Below are 19536 nucleotides of genomic sequence, written 5' to 3' on the forward strand. Positions count from 1 at the left end.
CCGGATTATCCAAAGCACGAGGTGCACCGTGGACCCATCCATCACCCCGGCCGCCGAGGAAGGCGACTTCTTCTCCGCGCCCGTGGCACCAGCGCCTGCTGCGGGAGCACCGGCCGCCGCGGCCGCCGTCACGGCAGCGTCGACCGCCTGTCTCCAGCCCGGGCTGCACACGAAGGTCAAGCCGTACCACGTGGCCGCCGGCATATTCGTGCTGGCAGCGGTGGTTCTCTTCGGCAACCCGTTTGGCGGCACATCGAACGAGCAGGACGACCCCAGCGCGGGCGCGCTGATGACGACGCCGCGCTATGTCGCAGGCGCGGAGGGCACTGGTCCAGCCGCTACGGCGGTGGCCGCGCCAATGTCCCCCAGCAGCGGGGTACGCGATGCAACGCCAGCACCACAGCAACCGCCGCAGCTGGCGGCGGCTGCGCAGCCAGGCGCGCCGGCATCCCTACCGGCCAGCGCCGCAGCGGCCGTGCCGCCGAGCGCGTTGGCCGAGAAGACCGTTGTGGACGAGCTTGCGGCCCTGCGCACGCAATTGGCGGCAATGCAAAGCGAACTCGTCGGGCTGCGAGCCGACCACGCGGCCGCCCGCAGCACGCCACCCGGCGCCCCGCGACCTCGTGTGGCAGCGACTGCCGAGCGGTTCAGGCCAGGCGTCACGGCCCGCTCTGCGCCTGAACGCCGCGCCGAGTCGGCTGATCGAGGGGTGCTCACCGGCTACCGGATCAACACCATCTACCCCGGGCAGGCGTGGATCGAGGTGGGCCAGCGGACCTTCCTGGTCGAGCCAGGCACGGTGGTGGACGGCATGCGCGTGACCCGCATCGACCCCGTCGCGCGGCGCGTCCAGACGACGCAAGGCGACATCCTGTAGCCAGGAGCCGGCCATGGATCTCGCCTCGATGATGGTCAACCTGGCCAACGAGCTCACGGCGCCGGCGTGGAAGCTGCTGTGGGTCGTCGCGGCACTGTGCGGCACGGCGTACTTCGGCCACATCGTGGCAAGGATGATGCGCGCCTCGCAGTTCCCGGGGCAACGCTCGCTGACCTTGGGTGACGTCGCGGCCGTGGCCATCGTTGCGGCATGCATGCTCAACCTGTCCCAGCTCATCAACGCCGCATGGAACTCGATGGGCACGGGCACGGTGTCCTACGGACCGATCTCCTACACCGGCGCAGCGGGCTTCGGCGTCTTCGCTGCCGCCATCAATGCCGTCCTGACGCTCGTGAGCGTTGCGGGCGGCTACTTCTTCTTCCGGGGCGTGCTGCTCTGGAGGAAAGCTGCCGTCGCGGGGGACTCCTCGCACGGCGCCGATGACGTCGTCTGGCGTGCAGCCACGCACATGCTCGGCGGCGCCTGTCTCGTCCAGATCTCCGACATGATCGAGCGCCTGCGCTCGACGCTCGGCCTGGTCTGGTGATCTACCTCCCGCACTGGAGCAGGCCATCATGAACCTGAGCAAGTTCAACCCCATGGAAGTGGTCGACGAGGCCGGCCGTTTCGTTCACGTCAAGCTCACGGCCTGCGCCGCCGTTACGCAGTACAGCGCCGATCCCCAGCAGCGCCGGATGGTGCAGCTCGGTGCCGCCGTCACGCTGCTGGGACTGGCTGCCGGGGCCCACGCCGCCGGCTTTGCCGACATGTTCACGGCAGCCGCCACGCAGGCCGACTCGATGAAGGTTTCGCTCGGAAAGATGCTGGCAGCGGGCGGCTTCGGCGCCGCCGGCTACGGCGGCTACAACTGGTGGCGCAAGGGCAAGGAGGGCGAGAACAGCCAGGTCAAGGGCGGCCAGATCGTCATCCCGTTCCTGGGCGGCGCGGCGTTGGGCGGCACGGGCTTCGTGCTGGTCAAGGCCGGCGAGACCGTGGGCATCACGGGACTCGCTCCCTGAAGGGCTCGGCGCGCAGGCGCAGCACGCCACCATGGCCCCGCAGTCTCCGCACGCCACCCTGCCAGGCTCGACGCCCGATAGCGCCAGCGGGCAGGGCACCGGCGCGGTGGGCTCGAACGTCGAGCAACCCGCGCTGGCGCCGCTGGTCCTTTCCGCCAAGAGCATCGTCTGGGGGGATCCGTCGCCGCAGGCGGTGGAGCCCTTCGCCGACTCGCCTGAGGACCGTGCGCTGCGCAGGACGACACTGCAGCGGCACAGCCACCGGTGCATGTTCTGCGGTCTGGAGTCGCTTGCCAACGAGGTCCACAACCGCAACGACAACCACCGCGACGTGCGCGCCGAGAACCTGGCCGTGGCTGACGCGATCTGCCACCGCTGGGCGCACCTCGGACAGCTGCGCAAGGGCGAAGGCCTCATCGTCTACCTGCCGGGGCTGACTGCTCGCGACGTCAGCCACCTGCTGCGCACGATCCTCGTGGCGATGCAGTGCGACGACGAAGCCGCGCGCAAGGATGCCAAGCGGCTGCTCAACTGGCTGGCGTCGCACCACGAGTACGTCGAGCAGTCATGGGGAACCAGCGAGCCCAGCGCGTTCGCCGCGGCCATCGCCCGTACCGCGCATGAGGACCGGATGCGCCGCTGCATCGCGTTCGAGAACCTGGCCCTGGTGATCAACCCGCAGATCGTCGAGGAGGCCACACGCCAGTGGCGTGACGAGCTCACCGCCCGTTGGCCCGTGGCGGCTTGGCCCACGGCCGCTCACGACGTGCTGCACGCCCCGACCTGAAAGAGGTGCCTTCATGCCCGGGATCCTGGAGAAGGGTGCTGCTGCCGTCGAGTCCCTGCTGGCCCACGTGGGCCGCTACCTCATCGGCCGCGACATGGCCTCGTACTGCGAGCTCGTCACGGCCCTGCCGCTGAGCGACGACGACCTCCGCCGGATGCCCGGCCTGCAGGACCCCTACGTGCTGGTCACGGATGCCAATGCGCTGGTCACCGTGTTCGACCTGCAGGGCAGCTACCAGCTCACCTCCGCGCAGGACTTCGCCGCCATCGTCGACAACCTGCGCGTGAAGATGAACGGCTACATGGCCCGCCCCGGCCACTCGCTGTCCATCGGGTTCGAGCGCGACCCCGAGCGAGCGCACGACGAACTCATGCGGCTGGCCGAGCCGCTCATCAAGACGGCCCGGCGCATCGGATTGCACAGCGAGGACATCATCCTCGACCGCGTGCGCCGCAATGCCCCGCTGGTGGCCTACGAGCAGAACCTCATGGTGCTCTACACGCACATGAACGTGATGAGCGACGACGAGGCCAAGCGCGAGCTCAAGGAGCGTGTGGAACGGGCGCTGCAGCATCAGCTGCCCTACCTGGACTTCGGGCAGAACCCGGCCGCCGTGCTGCTGGCCATGAAGTACCGCCACGACACGATGGTGGCCCGCGTGAAGCAGGACTTCGAGCAGTGCGGCCAGGCCGGTACCGCGGGCATCATGCTCAAGCCCATCGGGGCGCACGAGGCCATCAAGCGGCTGCGCATCATGGTCAATCGCGAGCGCACATCGCAGAAGTTCCGCCCGGTGCTGCCGGGCGACCGGTTTTTCCCGCACGGGCGCGAGGATGCGCGCGACTTCTCCGACCTCTCGGCTCCGCTCATCGGCTACCAGATCTCCACCACGTCCGTGGACATCGAGGGCGAGCTCATCCGCAGCGAGGACCTGTGGCACGCCAACCTCTCGCTGGAGCTTGGGCCACAGGAGCCGCAACCTTTTGGCGAGCTGTTCCGCAACGTCGACCGACGCATGCCCTGGCGGATGCGTTTGGACCTTTGCCCGGGCGGGCTCAACGAGATGCGCGGCCGCCAGATGATGCTCGCCTTCGCGGGCATGTTCCCCTCCAACAAGATGATCAAGCAGTCGTTCCAGGATCTGCTCGAGCGCAGCCGGCACGACGCGATCCTCTCGATGAAGGTCACCGCATCGACCTGGGGTCACAGCGAGCACGAAGCCAAGCAGCGCGCCGCCTCCCTGGAAAAGGCGCTCCAGGCCTGGGGCACCTGCCAGGTCACGGACGTGCACGGCGACCCCATGGCGGCGTGGGCCTCCACCATTCCCGCCTTCACCACCCGCAACATCGCCAACCGCTGGGTGCCGCCGCTGGACGACGCGCTGCTCATGGCGCCGCTGCAGCGCCCGGCCACCCCCTGGAGCGAAAACGGCACGGTGGTCATGCGCACCCCGGACGGCAAGATCTTCCCGATCCAGCCGGGCAGCCGGCTGCAGGACACCTGGATCGAGCTCGGCGCGGCACCGCCCGGCTCGGGCAAGACGACGCTGATGAACTCGATCAACAACGCCTTGCTGCACAACCCGGGCAGTGCGCGGCTGCCCCTGATGACGATGGTGGAGGTCAAGCCCGGCTCTGCGGGCCTCATCCAGCTCATCCAGGATTCGCTGCCGCAGCACCGCCGCCATGAGGCCATCTACCTGCGCCTGCGCAATGACCCGGAGTACGCAGTGAACATCTGGGACACGCAGCTCGGCGCACGCCGGCCCACGGCACGCGAATTCGACTTCCAGACCGACTTCATGACCGCGCTGTGCTCGGACGCCAAGTCCCGCAGCGCCCCCGGCGACTGTGCCCGCGTCAACGAGATGCTGCTCAACGTCGTGTACGGGGAGCTGGCACAGGTCAAGGCCAACACGTACGAGATGGGCGTGGAGCGCGTGGTCGACGAAGCGCTGAGCTCCAGCGGCCTTCGCGCCAGCCACGACGCCGAGGACTGGTGGCTGCATGCCACCTGGTACGAGGTCACGGACATGCTCTTTGCCCACGGGCTCCATCGGGAGGCGGCGCTGGCCCAGCGTCACGCCTCGCCCGTGCTCACGGACTTCATCGCGGCGCTCCAGCACGAGAGCGTCGTCGGCCTCTACGGCACGGCCATGGTGGGGCAGGAGCGGCTGCTCGACTACATGGCCCGCTGCTTCCACTCGGCCAGTTCCAGCTACCGGCTGTTCGCTGGACGCACCCGATTCGAGATCAGCAGCGAGACGCGTGTCGTGGGCATGGACCTCAACGAGGTGATCGGCGGCAAGTCGGATGAGGGCATGCTGCGCACCGGCATCATGTACATGTTCGCCCGGTACCTGGCGGCGCGGAACTACTTCCTGCGCGAGGATCTGCTGCTGCCGATCGTGCCGCCGCTCTACCGCGAGTACCACCGCCAGCGCGTCGCGGACATCCGTGACGAGAAGAAGCACATCAGCTACGACGAGTTCCACAACACCGGAGGCCTGGCGGCGTTCACGTCGACGATCATCAAGGACGGCCGGGAAGGGCGTGAATGGGGCATCCGCATTGCGGCGTTTTCCCAGTTCCTGGCGGACTTCCCGGACGACCTGCTGGGGGCGGCCACGTGCGTCTACGTCATGCGTGGCGGCAGCCCCGGCGACGAGCGGGTGCTGCGCGAGAAATTCGACGTGAGCGAGGAGGCCATCCGCCGGCTGCAGCGCGATGCCGTGGGTCCGAACGCCGAGGAGGGCGGCAATTTCCTGGCGCTGTTCAAGACCAAGCGCGGCTTTGTCGTGCAGATGCTCACCAACACCGTGGGTGCCGTGGAGGCCTGGGCCTTCTCCACGACTTCGGAAGATGTCTCGCTGCGCACGCGGCTGTACGAGGCACTGGGCACCTACGCGGCACGAAAGCTCCTGGCCCACCACTTCCCCTTGGGCACCGCCACCGAGACCATCGAGCGCATGCGTGCGGACGCCCCCGAGGGGGCACAGGGCTCCGTGGTGGCGCAGCTGGCCAGTCGCCTGCTGCACGAGCACGCCAGCCAACAGCGAAACCAGCAAGGGGGGCTGCAATGAACCACCTGCGCTTTCCGCCCCGGCGCGCCATGGCGCTGGCCGCCTGCCTGGCGGCGTCCCAGCCCGCGTTCGCGGCATGGCCGGTCATCGATGCGGCGGTGCTTGCGGCTGTGACGGCCCTCAACACGTCCGTCAACGCGATGCACACCAACCTCTACAACCTGCTCTACCAGATCGGCACGGCGATCAACCAGCAGACCTCGAAGGTTTCCAGCACGGTCGAAGCGGCCGCCCGGGCGCAGCGCGAGTTCGATACGGCGCAGGAGCGCAATCGCCGCTACGAGGATGCGCGTCAGCGCTACGTGGTGGCTCCCAGCATCTGCAGCGAGTCCGCTTCGGGCGGCGCCGCACAGGTGGCGGCGACCGCCGCCGCCATGAAGGGCAGCGTGCGCTCACGCGGAGGCGTTCCCATCACCAACGTCGCGATAGCACAAGCCGTCAACAGCCCAGGGGTGCCCCAGGAAGTCGACGCCGCGCGCGCGTCCAACGTCCACGTGCAGTTTTGCGACGCGGACGACCACGCCGCCTACGGCGGCAGCAAGGCTTGTCCGGCCGTCTCGACCAACATGCCTGGCGCCGACAAGCGCGTGGATTCGCTCTACATCGGTGCCGGGCCCAATGGGAAGGCGCCCGACCTGACGTTTTCACAACAACAGGTCGAGGCGGCGCTGATGTACGTCCAGAACGCTTATCGGCGCTCGGTCGGACCGCAACTGCGCAAGGGCGAAGCCGATACGGCCTCGGGCGCCCAGTACGTGGGCCTCGTGACGCAACTCAACGCCGTGCTCTCGGCCGCGGCCGACCCTGCAGAGCAGCAGATTGTCGACAGCACGCCAAATCCGGACACGCAGCAGTTGCTCAAGGAGGCGCTGCAGTCGCCCTCGGCCAGCGCCTATTTCACCCAGGTGGCATCGCCCCGTGCGCGAGCCACCAACGTGATGTCCGCGCGTGAGTTCGAGTCGTTCGAAGTAGGCCGCCGCTACGCCAACACGGCCTACCAATCCGACCTGCAATCCATGGGCGGCGAGAACCTCACCCGCGAGCTCATCCGCGTCAACGCCCTCAACGCCTGGCTGCTTGCCGGCCTCAAGAGCGAGATCCGCCGCAGCAACATCATCAGCGGCCAAGTGCTGGCCAGCACCGTACGCCAGGAGTACGAACCGATCCTGGCCCAGAAGTACCGGGCGGTGTCCGGGCGCATGGGGGGCCAATGATGGACGGCGACACCCGACCCAGCCGCGTGCGCGCCGTGGGCCGCGGCCTGCTGCGCGTGCTGCTGCCTTTGCATGCGATGCGCCAAACCGCGCACTTGGCCAAGCAGGAAGCCCAGCGCACGCGCGAGAACGTGGTGGTGCTGCGCAAACTCGCCAGCCAGGCACAGCGCGCCGTCACCGGCATCAAGGAGCAGCCAGCCAAAGGGCAGACTCTCCCAGCCGAACCGGAGGACGTCTCGTTCGCGCAGGCCATGGCTCAGCGTGGGCCTGACGCCATGTCCATTCCCGAGCTGCGCAGATCCTTCGTGGCCAGGAAACGCATGGCGCTGGCCATGGCGGCGGTCTTCGCGCTGGCTGCGCTGATGCAGATCGCATGGGGTTTGGTGAAACCTTCGGTGGGCGCGCTGTTCTTCGGTCTGCTATGCCTTGCAAGCAGCCAGCCGCTGTGTTTCGTGCTGGCGTTGAGCGCGCACTTCCGCATCTGGCAGCTCGACAACCGGCGCCTGTCGCGTGCAGAGAAGGGCGGGCTCGCCGATTTCAGGCGCGAAGTGCCGCGCTGGTGGTTGGCCGTGCTGGATCCGGAGTTCGGGCGTGGCCGAAAGGACAGGTCATGAGCACAAGGCAGCTTCTGAGGCGCGCGGTGTCGATCCTGGCTGGTGCGCTGATCGCGATGCCGGTGTTTGCTCAGCTGACGCTGGGCGAGATCGCTGGCGCAGCGAACCGCTCCGGCGACAAATCGCGCGAAGCACTGGTGGCGATTTTCGGCAACGTCGTCAACGACCCGTTGAGCGCCGCCGGCGGCACGGATACCGTCCTGGCCGGTATTTTCATGGTGACGAACGCGACGCTGTTGGTCATTGGCGGATTCATCGTCTGCTACCACTTCGTGCGCAAGCTTTCGCAGACCGCGCATGACGGCACGGTATTCGACCAGCAAAAGCACATCCTCTGGGGACCGATCCGTATTCTGTGGGGCGTCGCCTCGCTTGTTCCCACGCCAAATGGCTGGTCGCTGGCCCAACTCCTTATGCTTTGGGGTGCCTCAGTAATTGGCGTGGGCAGCGCAAATTTGGCCGTCGATCAAGCGACCGCGGCTTTTGATACTGGCAACAGCATGGTAACGCAGCCGGTTTTGCCTAGTACAGTGAAACTCGCTCAGGGTCTATTCGAAGCACATCTATGCATGCACGGGATTAACAGGGCGCTCGCTGTAGCCGCACAGAATGGCGCTCTCATACCAGGCAATGAATACATCAATCGCCACCCAACAGCCACCGGCTTTACGCTCAGCAACAGCAGCTTTGTTTGTGGCGGCTCTACTGTAAATGAATTTATTCCGTCAGCCGACGCAACCACTAGCTGGTTCAGCAGAAGCATCCCGCTCGAAGAAATCAGAAATGCTCATCTCCAAGCGTTGCAGATTATGCAGGCCGACTTAAACCAATCCGCAAGCGCATTCATTGACGCAATCGCTCAAAAACAACAGAACCCTGGCACAGCAATTCCCGACGCTGAAACTGCAATTCAACTTGCGGCTGCAAACTATGAAAAATACGTCAATACTGTTGCCGCAGAAAAACAAGGCGACATTAGACGCTTGGCATCTGAGCTCAGCGCCGTACTAACCGAATCCGGCTGGTGGACGTTAGGTGCGTGGTATCAAACTTTTGCACAAGCGAATACAAAACTGTCCGATGCTGTCGGTGCTAAAGCATCAGTGTATGGTGTAGCAGCGAATGGCGATCCAGCAATGCTGAACTTATATTCAGCAGCTTTAATGGCCTACAAAGCACAACAAGCCCGATCAACTTACACGCCGCCAATCGGAACCAGCAGCACGGGCGAGTACACACGCGCCGCCGTCGCCGAAGATCCAATCAAGGTAATCGGTAGTGTCTTCGCTGCTCCTGGACAGCGTTTTGTAAACGCTCTAATCAACATTAACGCTGGCGGCGCTGGTTTAGGCCAAGTCAATCCGTTGATCAAGATGAAAAACATTGGCGATTACACAATTGCTGTCGCAGACACCGGCCTTGCCGTTCTAGCAGCGGCAAAAGGGGCAGAACTGGCGTCAAAATGGATCGATGTCGGTGGTATAGGCTCTAAAATTGCTGGCGTCATATCCAAAATAAGCTCAATCTTGCTAATGATTGTTGTCGCGCTGTTTCTTTTGGGTGGCGCACTATCAGTCTATTTGCCACTGGTCCCCACCATTATCTGGTTCGGCGCAGCTATTAATTGGCTAATTGTTGTCGGCGAAGCTGTTATTGCTGCACCTCTCTGGGCGGTTACTCACCTACGCGGAGATGGAGGTGATGGCGTAGGCAACCATAGCACCTATGGCTGGGTATTTCTATTAAATGTTATGGTTCGGCCTTTATTAATGGTTTGCGGGTTCTTTCTTGGAGGCGCATGCCTGATTGCAGGCGGGACACTGCTCAATCAACTGTTTGGAATAGGCATTGCCAATGTCCAATTTGATTCAATGACGGGTTTAGTAAGCGTTCTATTTTTTATGGCAGTCTACGCATCGATGGCGATGAATCTGGTCCATACATGCTTCAACCTGATCTTCATCGTTCCAGATCAAGTCATCGCGTGGATTGGCGGGCATGCCTCGTCGACGCTCGGACGTGAAGACAACGATCGCATGCGTCAGGCGGTGGCAGTCTTTAGTAACAAGATGGAAGACAGCTTCAATCGACTAGAACGGATCGTTCGCGGAGACAAGGGGCCTAGAACGCCACGAGCAGGCGATGGGTTTAAGTCGTCGTAGTGGGACGAAGGATGTCAGCCAGTGCTACGCTACCAAGCCGTTTCGCATTGGAATGCTGACATGGAATGAACAGCAAGGGGATTAATGTGGGCAGTCTTCTATGGTTCATTCTTAGGCCATTTTATATATTTGGCCTAGTTTTTGTCGTACCGACATTTATTATTTTTTTGATGTCGGGAATTTCCGAGGAACCTGACGTCAGTATACCAGTAATTATTTTTTCACTACTGTACTTCGTTCTTGGCTATGTTTGGTTTGGATTCATCCCAAGAAAGTTAAATGCGCGCCTGACAGAAAGAATTCAAGCCAACAAAGGCAGGGAATTTACTCCGCTGGCACAAGCAACAGCACTCTTATACAACAGAGCGATTGCACTAGATCCCCAACATCGCAAACTTCTTTATATCGACATGCAAAAGGGCACGGAAGAAATTTTGAACTACGAAGATATCCGCGGATGGGAATTGATCAGACATGGCAATAAACCCGCCTCGCTCACATTAGCGACCGATTCGCCATCCCATCCCACGATTGGCCTTAACTTGCCTCAAAACCAAGTCGACAACTTCAGCGTCTGGCTTCGCACGTTAAAACAATAAGCGTTTGGCTTCAGTACATTGTGGACCAAATGAACTAAAAACTGGGATTGCATTATTAACTCAGCAACTTAAAACAGACCAATGTAAAATTGAGCGATGAAACCGCATGATGCCCGCCAGGAGTCTGAGGAAGCACTGCAACTGATGCGCCGACAGGCCCATCGGCTGCGGCATGAAGAGAAACTTTCATGGACTCGCATCGCTGAATTGCTTGGCATTGGCTTGACGACGATGAAACGTTGGGTCAGCCGCTACTGCCTGGATAATCCTGAATTAGGGGGCGTGGTTTCATTCAAGCGCGGACGGCAAGTAGGCACTCATCGCACACTCGGCCTAGAAAACGAGCGGGAATTGCGTGATGTGATTTTGCAAGAACGTCCGGAGAAAATCGGAATTGCGTTGGCGATGTGGACGCAGCGAGCGGTACAGCAAGCCGTCAAAATCAAGTTTGGCGTGGACATGCCGCTGCGCACTGTTGGGGAATACTTGCGACGCTGGGGCTATACGCCGCAGCGGCCGGCACGGCGGGCAAAAGAGCAGGATCCGGTGGCCGTTGACCATTGGCTGCAGCATACGTACCCGGCAATTGCCAAGCGCGCCAAGGCCGAAGGCGCGCTGATCTTCTGGGGCGATGAGACAGCGGTACGCCAAGACACGGCCTGGGTTCGTGGCTATGCCCCGCAAGGTCAAACGCCGGAGTTGACCCATGCAACGCGCTGGACGTCGATCTCGATGATTTCTGCTATTACCAACCAAGGGTTGGTGCACTTTGAGTTGCATGAAGGAGCAATCAATACCGAGCGATTCATCTCTTTCATGGCGGCGCTGATGAGGGATAACGCTGGCCGAAAGATATTTTTGATTGTCGACAATTTGCGTGTCCATCATGCCAAGGAGGTGATGCGGTGGATTGCGCATGAAGATCGCAAGGGATTGATTGAGCTATTCCATTTGCCTTCGTATTCGCCTGAGCACAATCCGGACGAGTGGCTCAATCGCGATTTGAAGACTCATCTGCGCAGCAAGCCGTCAGCAAAGAACGGTTCAGCCCTGCGTCAAATGACGACAGATTTCATGTCAAGGCTCGAAACCATTCCAAGCTACCTCAAGAGTTACTTCACGCATCGGTATACCTCCTATGCTGCGACGTGAGGCTGCTTTTTATTGCCAGCTTAATAATCTCATGCACCAACCGCACTCCTACCCGTACCTTTGATTTTACATAATTATCCTTGTCGCGGATTGAAATTAAGACGCCCTGCCGAGCGCGGAGCGTGTGGCCGGCTGGTATGTGCCCAAGGCGAACGTTCGTGACCGTCCTGCGGCTGGCTGCTTTGCAGAGTCAGGAGCCGCTCGAAGTTGACGGGTCTAAGGGTGGTAAGAATCGCCAAGCTGACCGGGCGGGGATGGAAACCCCCTTCGCGGTTAGCCCAGGTCCTCGCCGTCCGTCGCTTCAGATGGCGGCTTGGAGTCGCGTTTGGATGCCGGCGATGGAGGCGCCGCCCCGATGCCCGACCTCGGCGGATAGAACCCTTGCCGGCCCTCTGCGTAGTCATCCGTAAACTCTGTGGCTTGCAGAACCGCAGCAACCCCCGGGTCAACCGGCTCGTTCTCTAGCACGATGATTTGGCCGGGGCCCGACCATTTCGAGAGCCAGGCGTAGAAGCTTTCATTCACGGTTGCTAATGGGACATCGCGGTCGGCATCAACTAACTCCTTTTGGGCGTAAGCCTTCAGCGGCGAATCAAGAACGACCACTCCCAAATGCGGGTGCCCCATCTTCATCGCGTGTCTCATAAGGGCGATGGTGAGGGCGGTACGGAATAGACCCCGCTTGCCTGCTCCATAACTCAGTCGACGCCGACCGTCGAGAACAAGGTCGCCCGTCTCTGCGTCGACGTGGACGGATTGAATCGAGGTGAAGCCCCATGCGGCCAGCATCTCGCGAGCGTACTTGCCGACTTCATCGCCATGGAAGCCAATGTTCCGATTCAACGGCGTCTTCTTTTGCTTCTTCGCTTCCGTGAGCCGGTTGATTTCTTTGGTTAGACGCTCGACCTCATCGAAGGTACCAAGTAATGATGAAAGCTGCGTGTGCTGCTCTGCCAGGTGACGGGGGTCGACGTCGAATTCATGCCCGGCTGTCCGAAGGACGGACGCCTCTTCTCGTTCTAAAACCTCCAGCGAGGCCGATAGCTGCTGAACGTCAGAGGTCGCCTCCGCGATGCGCGACTCCTCGTGCTTGAGTGACTGCAGCAGTCCTGCGCGGAGCTCACGAATTTTGTCCGCTTCAGCCGCGATAGCCGCTCGGTATTTTTTAGGCGTCCTAGGTCCCAGGTCGGCAGTGTCGAGGTGTTGTCCGACCGGAGTACTGCATAGCGGACAGCGCGTCTCCGGCAGTACTTCGAAGAAGGCGATGCCTTCGTCCGTGGCTCCCAGGCGCGCGATGTCGCTAGAGTACTTTTGTTCCAGCAGCAAAAAGCGCTCTCGGATAGACGTCGCGCCGGCCAAGCGAGTCGATGCCTCGCTGAGCTTGATGCCCTCGGACGAAATCCGCCGCCGCAACTCTCGAAGCACCGAGGAGCGTGCCTCGTGTTGAGTAGATAGTCGGTCGAGGCCATCCTCGACGCGGGCAAGGGCAGTGGCAGTTGCGGCACGGTCGGCGTCGGCGGGGATGCCTGCAGCTGTGCGCTTCAAATCCATTTCGGCGGCCTTGAGCTGTCCGGCAATTCGGTCCTTGTCCGAAGTGCTCATATAGAGCTGTACGGCAGCATCGTCCAGGCCAGTCAAAAAGAGTGAGAAGGAAGCAATTCGCTTCGGAGCAAATTGCTTCGGCCCGCTGGCAGGCTCCTTGGCAATCATGCCGGTCTGTGACAGCAACGCCCAATGGCGCAGGTCATCCCCAGTAATTGCACCTTTCTTACTGCGGTTGTGCAGTACCTGTTTTCCCTCCGCCCCCGATAGCTTGACTAAGAGTTGACTGAGGTCTTGCTCGACTTGCTCCCATGGGTTCGGGTCGCCTTCACCGACCGAGAGTTCATCCATGCGAACGAATAATGCAGCGGCCCCACCAGCTATCCCCTTGCGGACGACGTACTCGTGCTTGCCTGCTGTGAAGATCAACTCTAGCGAGTCATACCCGTTCGACTCGGGGAACTGCTCTAGAGGGGTGGTACCGCCTAGCAATAACCAGAGGCAGTCATAGATGTGCGACTTGCCGGTGTCGCTGGGACCACGAATAAGCGTTCGAATCGGATTGAATGACACCTCGGCCGGAACGAGGGCCGGGCCGTGCACGGAGAGTTTTTTCAGTGTTATTGCCATTAATGCCCCCTCGAGCTAACACCTTCAAACTCCGCCCCCCAAAGGTAACCCTGTTGTGCAAACCTCTCCGTCATCTGCCGCGAGTTGAGCTCAGCGAACGCGGCCGCTGCCCATCGGCAGCGGCCTTCCAACTCGCGTAGGTACGGCGACGTCAGTGCGCCAACCATCGCCCTGGCGGCTTCACCGGCGAAGTAGGTGATGCCGGTTTCGTCCATCGCCGCATCGACCAAGCCGCGCGTGCTCATAAGATAGAGGCCCTGCGCGATGAGGTCCCGGCGACTCAGGTACTCGCTGCCTCGGAAGGGAACTGGCGTGTGCAGGCTCGGCGGCCCCCCAAGGTCGTCGGAATAGACGACGGCATAGTCGAGCAGCACCAGCTTCTGTAGGTCGGCACCTGCAGGCTGCAGCGAGTTCAGCAGGTAGACCATCCGGACGCCGAGTTCGAATGGCGAGTTGAACGTCGCGATGGGTCTAGACTTCTTTTTCATTTAACCCACTTAAGCTTGCCTTCATTGACAAGATGATGGCAGGTGCCGGGAAGGTCACCGCCACGCAGTTGAGGCGATAGGCGGCTCTCTCGTACTTGAAGCGACGACGCCTTGTCGACGGCAGCGTCGAGTCTGTCCATACCTGTCTTGAGCTTCAGCTGAGTCACCGTTGGTCGTATTCCGGTGTGCACCATCTCGAGCAAGCGCTCGAACTCAGGCTCATTCGGATAGATGTCTCGGCTGAATCGCTGGAGGCCCTCGGCGCAGTAGAAGACTTGGCGCTGCGCCATGAAGTGCTCGGCGTAGTCGCCGCTGCTTACATCGGCTAGAGTCACGGGCGATTGCTGGTGTTCGGTGTAGACGTTCAAAAGTTCTGCGATGTAGCCACCTTCGTGCGCAGCGGGCGCGGTGGGCACGGGCGCGTCGTCTCCGCGCTCGGCAACGATGCCGAAGAGCTCGTTGTGGGCCCTTTGGTCGAGCTTGTGCCACGTCAGGAGCTCGTGAACTTGGCATTCGACGAATTGCCCGAAGTCGAAGTCGTTGATGGCGGCCATGACCTCTGGCGTGAGCTCTGCGGCCTTTCCCTTCATGTTGTGCGTCTCGTTCTGCCAAGCAGCGATGAACGTGGCCTTGAATGACGCAGATCCAGCGGCCATGGCGTTGTGGAGTTCGTTGCCGACAGCTCGCGGGCAGCACAGGTAGTAGGTTTTAGGGCGCGGGTATGTCTTCAACGCCAGCTGCATGAAAAACTTCGCCATCTCAGGATACGCGTCGCTTTGCGTCAATCCGTTCTTGTAGTGCTTGGCTTGATAGAGATCCCACTGGTCTCGAACCAAGTCTTTGCCAAAGCGTGCCTCGATGTCTCGACCACCGTCGCCGGCGCCGCCGAGACGCTTCACGAAGGCGTACGGATTTCCGCTCGAAAGGGTACGTTTCCGGGTAGCGGCCAAGATGAACTCCTCCCACTGGTCGGGATTGAAGAGGAGTACTTGCGCTGACGGTTGGATGACGCCTCCCTTGGCGACCAACCGGTTGCTCCGCAGCATGCGGGCTGTCCCTGCTTTTGTTGGCATGACTTCTGAAACCGTCTTTTTGGCTGCATTGTCATTGAAATTGGACAGCACGCGAGTCGAGACCGCTCAATGAATCGCTTCGGCTTGCTGTCTCGCGCTACAGCACGGTAATCGGACGGCATTTCAAGCCGGCGGCTCGGGTCATGTCGGAGACATGAGCTTGTCTCGACCCATGAGGGCGGAGAGACGGCAGCGGATCCCTAAACTGCTGCCCTACCATTCGGTCGACTTTTGCGGCATGAGTTGCTGCCGCATCGATGTTCATCAAGTTGCTGAACCTAGCCCGACCGCCTAATACGAGTCGAGAGCTGCTGGTTAACCAGGTTGAACCCTGTCATTTGGATCTCGAGGTCAGGATGGGCTCACGCGAGTGACCGGGTTCAACTTGGAGCGGAAGTTCAAAGCGGGGGGCAGTTGTCCGCTCCTGGCCGACTGCAGGTACCCACCGTGACGACGGATGATCTGAATCGCTGGCTGCGAGGCGCCAACGACTCCGCCGTGCACCGGCGGTGGCCCGGCGGCATCGCCCTGGCGTCTAAGGCAGCAAAGCCGCGGAAGACTGGCCCACGTTGATGCCCATGGTCGACTGGACACACGAGGACGACAACCTCTTCCGCGCCGCGCCAGCGCGCGATGTGCATCGCGGCCGACCCCATGCCGCCAGAGGCGACGTGGATCAGCTTCTGCTCGGCGCGGCGGATTCAGCCCGATTTGGCCTCGCCGCCGGCAGCGTTGGGAAGCGGGCTCAGAGCCTAGAACACCTTGCTAGGGTTGAGCGGGCTGCGTGTATCCAAGCTGCACGGTGCTCGATCTTCAGGCACCAATTGCCCTCAGCCGCGGCCAGAGGCCGCCGTATCGGTGGATGTGGCGGCGGCAGACGCCGGGATCGTTATGGCGGGATGCCGACTTTCGCCACCAACCGAGCCCTGCCCATTCAGCCCGTCCACCCTTGGCCGCGCTGGTGTTGGCCAGCGAGCCCGCACAGACCTTGGTACGCCGCCGCCTGCGTACCACGCTCCACGGGCACCTGTGCGCCTGGTTGCCCGGGTACATGCTGACCAGCGCCTTCGTGTAGTGGATGCTTGCCGGTGTTCCCCACGGCCAACGGGAAGCTCAACCGCCGTGCTCTATCTGCCTTGACGGCACGGCACCATGAGCTCGTCCAGCAACCAGGCCCGGACTCCGACGGGGAGCGCCGCATGGCCGCTCTCTGCAGCGCGGTTCTGGGCTTGCAGCACATCGGCGTGCACGACAGCAGCTTCAGCTTCAGCCATCACTCCTTGCTGACCACTCAGTTCACTCGCGCGTGCAGCGCGGCTCCAGAAGCAGCGCTGCCACTGCGCATTCTTTTCGCGCGTCTTGTTATCGCCGTGGTGTGCGGAACCTTGGCGCGGGCCCGCATCGCCGTCGCCGCCCCCCGCGGCGCAGCTAGTGACCGCCAGCGCGGCGAGACTCCTGAGGGACAGGACGTGCTACCGGTCGGAGAACGCGCGTTCAACAAACATAAATATTTGTGCTTTTGAACGTTTGCTAATATATATGTCATGTCGAAGCGATCTGGCGCCGTTGACTCCATGCCCTCAGCGGTGCTGAGCCACCTTCGCTTGCTCGGCGAGAACTTGGCTATTGCACGCAAACGCCGAAAGGAGCCGCTGAAGTCTTGGGCCCAGCGGATCGGCGTCTCGGAGCCCACGCTCATGCGGATGGAGAAAGGTGATCCCAGTGTGTCCATGGGCGTCTATGCCACGGCCCTTTGGCTGATCGGCCGGTCTCAAGCTGTAGCCGAGCTCGCGGCACCTGAACACGATCAAGGCGCCTTGGAAGAGGTTGTACGCGTGGCCAAGGCCCGGTCGGTCCGCAAGCGGCCCTCGATATATGGCACGGCGCAGCGTGGTGAAACCGAAGACGGCGGCAATCCATGATCGAGTTCGAGCTGAAGAACTACCGGGCCGCAGACACGCTCTACCTTTGGTGGCTTGCCAACCCCGCAGCCCCCCGCCTGATCGGCGAGCTACGCATGGCGCGCTCCTTGAAGGGCGTTTCGCTGGTCTACGCGCCGGGCTGGCTCAAGTCCGGCTTTGCTCTCAGCGAAGACCTGCCCCTGGTCGCTGGCGAATTTTTCCCCAAGGAAAAGGAAACTGCCGCCGGCGCAGTCGATGACGCGCGTCCAGATCGATGGGGCGAGCGGGTGATTCGCTTCCTGGACAAGCCACCGCGCCTTGCAGTGCTGGACTATCTGTTCTTCGCTGGCGACGAGCGATTCGGTGCCTTGGGTGTCTCGGTGTTTGCCGACCAGTACTTGGCGCGCGCAACCGGCCCCTTGCCCAAGCTTGCCGATGTGGCGGAAATGGAAATGCTGGTGCAGCAGATCTTGGCCGGGCAACCCGTCGAAGAAAAGAAGCGCAGACTGATCACCCCAGGCACAACCTTGGGCGGTGCACGCCCGAAGGCGCTGCTGAACCTGGAACGCCACCAATGGGTGCTGAAGTTTCGCGACCTTGACGAGCCTTTCGACACGCCGATGGTTGAGCACGCTACGATGACGCTGGCTGTGCATGCTGGCATCCGGGTTGCCCAGACGCGGCCGGTGAAGGTTGCCCGCGGGCATGCCGTGGCCGTAAGGCGCTTTGATCGAGACGCTGGCATGCGCAAGCACGCGCTCTCCGCGAACGTGGCTCTGAAGGCGGCAGGAGAAGTTCTGGGCTATCCAGAGCTGGCCCAATTGCTGCGTAGGCGAGGGATCACGGGTGGAGCCCGGCACCTGAAGCAAATGCATGAGCTGTTCCGGCGCATGGTCTTCAATATCCTGGTCGACAACACCGACGACCACGAAAAGAACCATGCCCTGCTGATGGCCGACACTGGAGAGTACGACCTGTCCCCTGCTTTCGATGTCGTTCCTTCCGGGCAGTCACTGGGCTACCAGCAGATGCGTGTGGGCGCCGATGCGCATGATTCGACCCTTGAGAATGCGCTATCGGAGTGTGGGCAGTTCGGTCTCAAGAGGCGTGAAGCCATTGAGCAGATAAAGCTGGTCTGCGACGCGGTGGCCCAATGGAAAGAGCACTTCAAGCGCACAGGGGTAAGCGAACGCGACATCGAAACTTTGGTGGGCCAGATCGACCGCCCGTTCCTGCTGGATCAGCGCCAGACGTATCGATAGCTCCCTCACGAAGACGTTGGCAGCCGAGGGCCAAGCCGGTGCATGGGCATGCACGTGCGCGCTGGTGGCCGACAGTTCAGCAAGCATGGCGTCGGCGACCGCGGCCATTCGACGGTTGCAACCAGGATGTACCATCTCGCGCCCCGCTGTCATACCCAGACACCGGTACGGCAGGTGATGACAAGGTCAACAGGAGCACCGATCCTGAGACAGATCACTCGAGCGCTGAGAGAGCGCTCCCGGCACGTTCAATTGCGAACCTGCGCAATGCTGGCTGGATTCTCCAACGCCATGATGGCGCCGCTCAGCGTCTGAGCGATGCTCGGCTCGCTTGATCCTTCAATGGGCAAGATACCAGTGGCAACGAGAACGCCCTCCCCGTTGGCTAAACGCACAACATAGCTCGGTCTGCCCTTGATCACGTAGAGCTTCGTTCCTGGCACGACGTCAAGCACGCGCTGCTGCGCCAATACCTCGGCCTTGCTCAGCACAACCTCTTTGGCTTGAGTTCGGTGGCGTGACCGCATGCCATGCAATTGAAGATCGCCTTTATTGGCTCCTACACTGACAAATCCCAAGAGCTGGCCCTGAACCTCTCGCGAGCGCACCTCAAACAGCCAGCGTAACTGACCTGATCGGTACACTGAAATGGGATCGCCTTCTAGATATGGGAGTCGTCCATTGCGCCGGCTGACGGGAATATCCTCTTCCTTGAACTGAACTGCAAGTTTCGGAAAACAGCTTCGTGCCCGGGTACGGATGTAGTGCGGTACATTATCCTCAATCGGTTTAGGCAAATGACTGTATATCGTGAGCGTCGGCAAAACCTGCTCTAACGGAGCGACCTGCGCCATGCAATCGCCACTGGCATGACTCCGTTTGCTCAAGCCCAGAACCAATATCAATACGACTGCAATGAATGATGTGCCTCCAAGAATCAGTGCCAAGCGTCGACGACTGTGGCACAGAACCCGTGCCACATCAGGCTTCTGATAGGCCACTAGATTCCCAGGCTGGCTCCGTTTATCGTCCATGCCCTATATGGTGCCGCAGATGTTATTGCATGGCAATCCTGCGACTCACAAAAACGTCAGGACCTTGACTCGCACTGCGGATTCTGCTTTCACCGTGCTC

The 19536-nt window shown here is 61.6% G+C and carries 17 protein-coding genes; 13 read left to right on the top strand and 4 right to left on the bottom strand.

What is annotated here, in order from left to right; genetic code table 11:
• The first annotated feature begins 28 nt into the window (after window positions 1–28).
• The 10 genes from H537_RS53560 to H537_RS0130545 all read left to right on the top strand — a co-directional run bounded on the left by H537_RS53560 (window position 29) and on the right by H537_RS0130545 (window position 11506).
• The gene (locus tag H537_RS53560; protein WP_156902025.1) at window positions 29–877 is read left to right on the top strand and encodes a hypothetical protein; all 849 of its coding nucleotides are present in this window, start codon (window positions 29–31) and stop codon (window positions 875–877) included.
• Window positions 878–890: 13 nt separating this feature from the next.
• Entirely contained in the window at window positions 891–1424 is a 534-nt protein-coding gene (gene traQ, locus H537_RS0130510) for a conjugal transfer protein TraQ (RefSeq protein ID WP_029000918.1), read from the top strand.
• Between the two features lie 28 nt (window positions 1425–1452).
• Window positions 1453–1896 carry a DUF6750 family protein gene (locus H537_RS0130515; RefSeq protein ID WP_029000919.1) on the top strand — a complete coding sequence of 148 codons (444 nt, stop codon included), beginning with the start codon at window positions 1453–1455 and terminating at the stop codon, window positions 1894–1896.
• 31 nt (window positions 1897–1927) lie between these two features.
• Window positions 1928–2683 carry a hypothetical protein gene (locus H537_RS46385; protein WP_051243684.1) on the top strand — a complete coding sequence of 252 codons (756 nt, stop codon included), beginning with the start codon at window positions 1928–1930 and terminating at the stop codon, window positions 2681–2683.
• A 13-nt stretch (window positions 2684–2696) separates the two neighbouring features.
• On the top strand, window positions 2697–5765 hold the full coding sequence (locus H537_RS0130525; protein WP_029000920.1) for a putative type IV secretion/conjugal transfer ATPase: 3069 nt from the start codon (window positions 2697–2699) through the stop codon (window positions 5763–5765).
• Window positions 5762–6979 (top strand): conjugal transfer protein TraW, encoded by a 1218-nt coding sequence (traW, locus tag H537_RS0130530; protein WP_029000921.1) that lies wholly within the window; start codon window positions 5762–5764, stop codon window positions 6977–6979. The genes H537_RS0130525 and traW overlap by 4 nt, the downstream gene beginning before the upstream one ends.
• Window positions 6980–7005: 26 nt before the next feature.
• Complete coding sequence (locus tag H537_RS0130535; protein WP_156902026.1) at window positions 7006–7593, top strand: hypothetical protein; 588 nt, start codon at window positions 7006–7008, stop codon at window positions 7591–7593.
• 26 nt (window positions 7594–7619) lie between these two features.
• Window positions 7620–9755 carry a DotA/TraY family protein gene (locus tag H537_RS51655; protein ID WP_238446859.1) on the top strand — a complete coding sequence of 712 codons (2136 nt, stop codon included), beginning with the start codon at window positions 7620–7622 and terminating at the stop codon, window positions 9753–9755.
• A 65-nt stretch (window positions 9756–9820) separates the two neighbouring features.
• Entirely contained in the window at window positions 9821–10354 is a 534-nt protein-coding gene (locus tag H537_RS53565) for a hypothetical protein (protein ID WP_156902027.1), read from the top strand.
• A 96-nt stretch (window positions 10355–10450) separates the two neighbouring features.
• Window positions 10451–11506 (top strand): IS630 family transposase, encoded by a 1056-nt coding sequence (locus H537_RS0130545; RefSeq protein WP_029000923.1) that lies wholly within the window; start codon window positions 10451–10453, stop codon window positions 11504–11506.
• Between the two features lie 273 nt (window positions 11507–11779).
• On the opposite strand, the gene H537_RS46390 is transcribed toward H537_RS0130545, so the two are convergent.
• The 3 genes from H537_RS46390 to H537_RS0130560 are packed head-to-tail and all read right to left on the bottom strand — an operon-like array spanning window position 11780 to window position 15290.
• A complete protein-coding gene (locus H537_RS46390) occupies window positions 11780–13678 on the bottom strand; it encodes a P-loop NTPase family protein (protein ID WP_156902028.1) in 1899 nt (632 codons plus the stop codon).
• Window positions 13678–14166 (bottom strand): ABC-three component system middle component 2, encoded by a 489-nt coding sequence (locus tag H537_RS0130555; RefSeq protein ID WP_029000924.1) that lies wholly within the window; start codon window positions 14164–14166, stop codon window positions 13678–13680. Before H537_RS0130555 ends, H537_RS46390 begins: the two co-directional genes overlap by 1 nt.
• On the bottom strand, window positions 14163–15290 hold the full coding sequence (locus tag H537_RS0130560; protein WP_238446860.1) for an ABC-three component system protein: 1128 nt from the start codon (window positions 15288–15290) through the stop codon (window positions 14163–14165). Before H537_RS0130560 ends, H537_RS0130555 begins: the two co-directional genes overlap by 4 nt.
• Before the next feature lie 1148 nt (window positions 15291–16438).
• On the opposite strand from H537_RS0130560, the gene H537_RS0130570 reads away from it, so the two are divergent.
• The 3 genes from H537_RS0130570 (at window position 16439) to H537_RS0130580 (ending at window position 18402) form a co-directional block, all read left to right on the top strand.
• Window positions 16439–16762 carry a hypothetical protein gene (locus tag H537_RS0130570; RefSeq protein ID WP_029000926.1) on the top strand — a complete coding sequence of 108 codons (324 nt, stop codon included), beginning with the start codon at window positions 16439–16441 and terminating at the stop codon, window positions 16760–16762.
• Window positions 16763–16936: 174 nt separating this feature from the next.
• Window positions 16937–17161 carry a hypothetical protein gene (locus tag H537_RS55160; protein ID WP_211235111.1) on the top strand — a complete coding sequence of 75 codons (225 nt, stop codon included), beginning with the start codon at window positions 16937–16939 and terminating at the stop codon, window positions 17159–17161.
• Complete coding sequence (locus tag H537_RS0130580; protein ID WP_043460751.1) at window positions 17158–18402, top strand: type II toxin-antitoxin system HipA family toxin; 1245 nt, start codon at window positions 17158–17160, stop codon at window positions 18400–18402. Before H537_RS55160 ends, H537_RS0130580 begins: the two co-directional genes overlap by 4 nt.
• Window positions 18403–18650: 248 nt before the next feature.
• Here H537_RS0130580 and H537_RS53570 read toward each other — a convergent pair whose 3' ends face one another.
• Window positions 18651–19349, bottom strand: a complete 699-nt coding sequence (locus H537_RS53570) for a hypothetical protein (RefSeq protein ID WP_156902029.1) — start codon at window positions 19347–19349, stop codon at window positions 18651–18653.
• Window positions 19350–19536 lie beyond the last annotated feature (187 nt).

Origin of the sequence: Azohydromonas australica DSM 1124, from assembly GCF_000430725.1 — a bacterium.
GTDB classification, from domain to species: domain Bacteria; phylum Pseudomonadota; class Gammaproteobacteria; order Burkholderiales; family Burkholderiaceae_C; genus Azohydromonas; species Azohydromonas australica.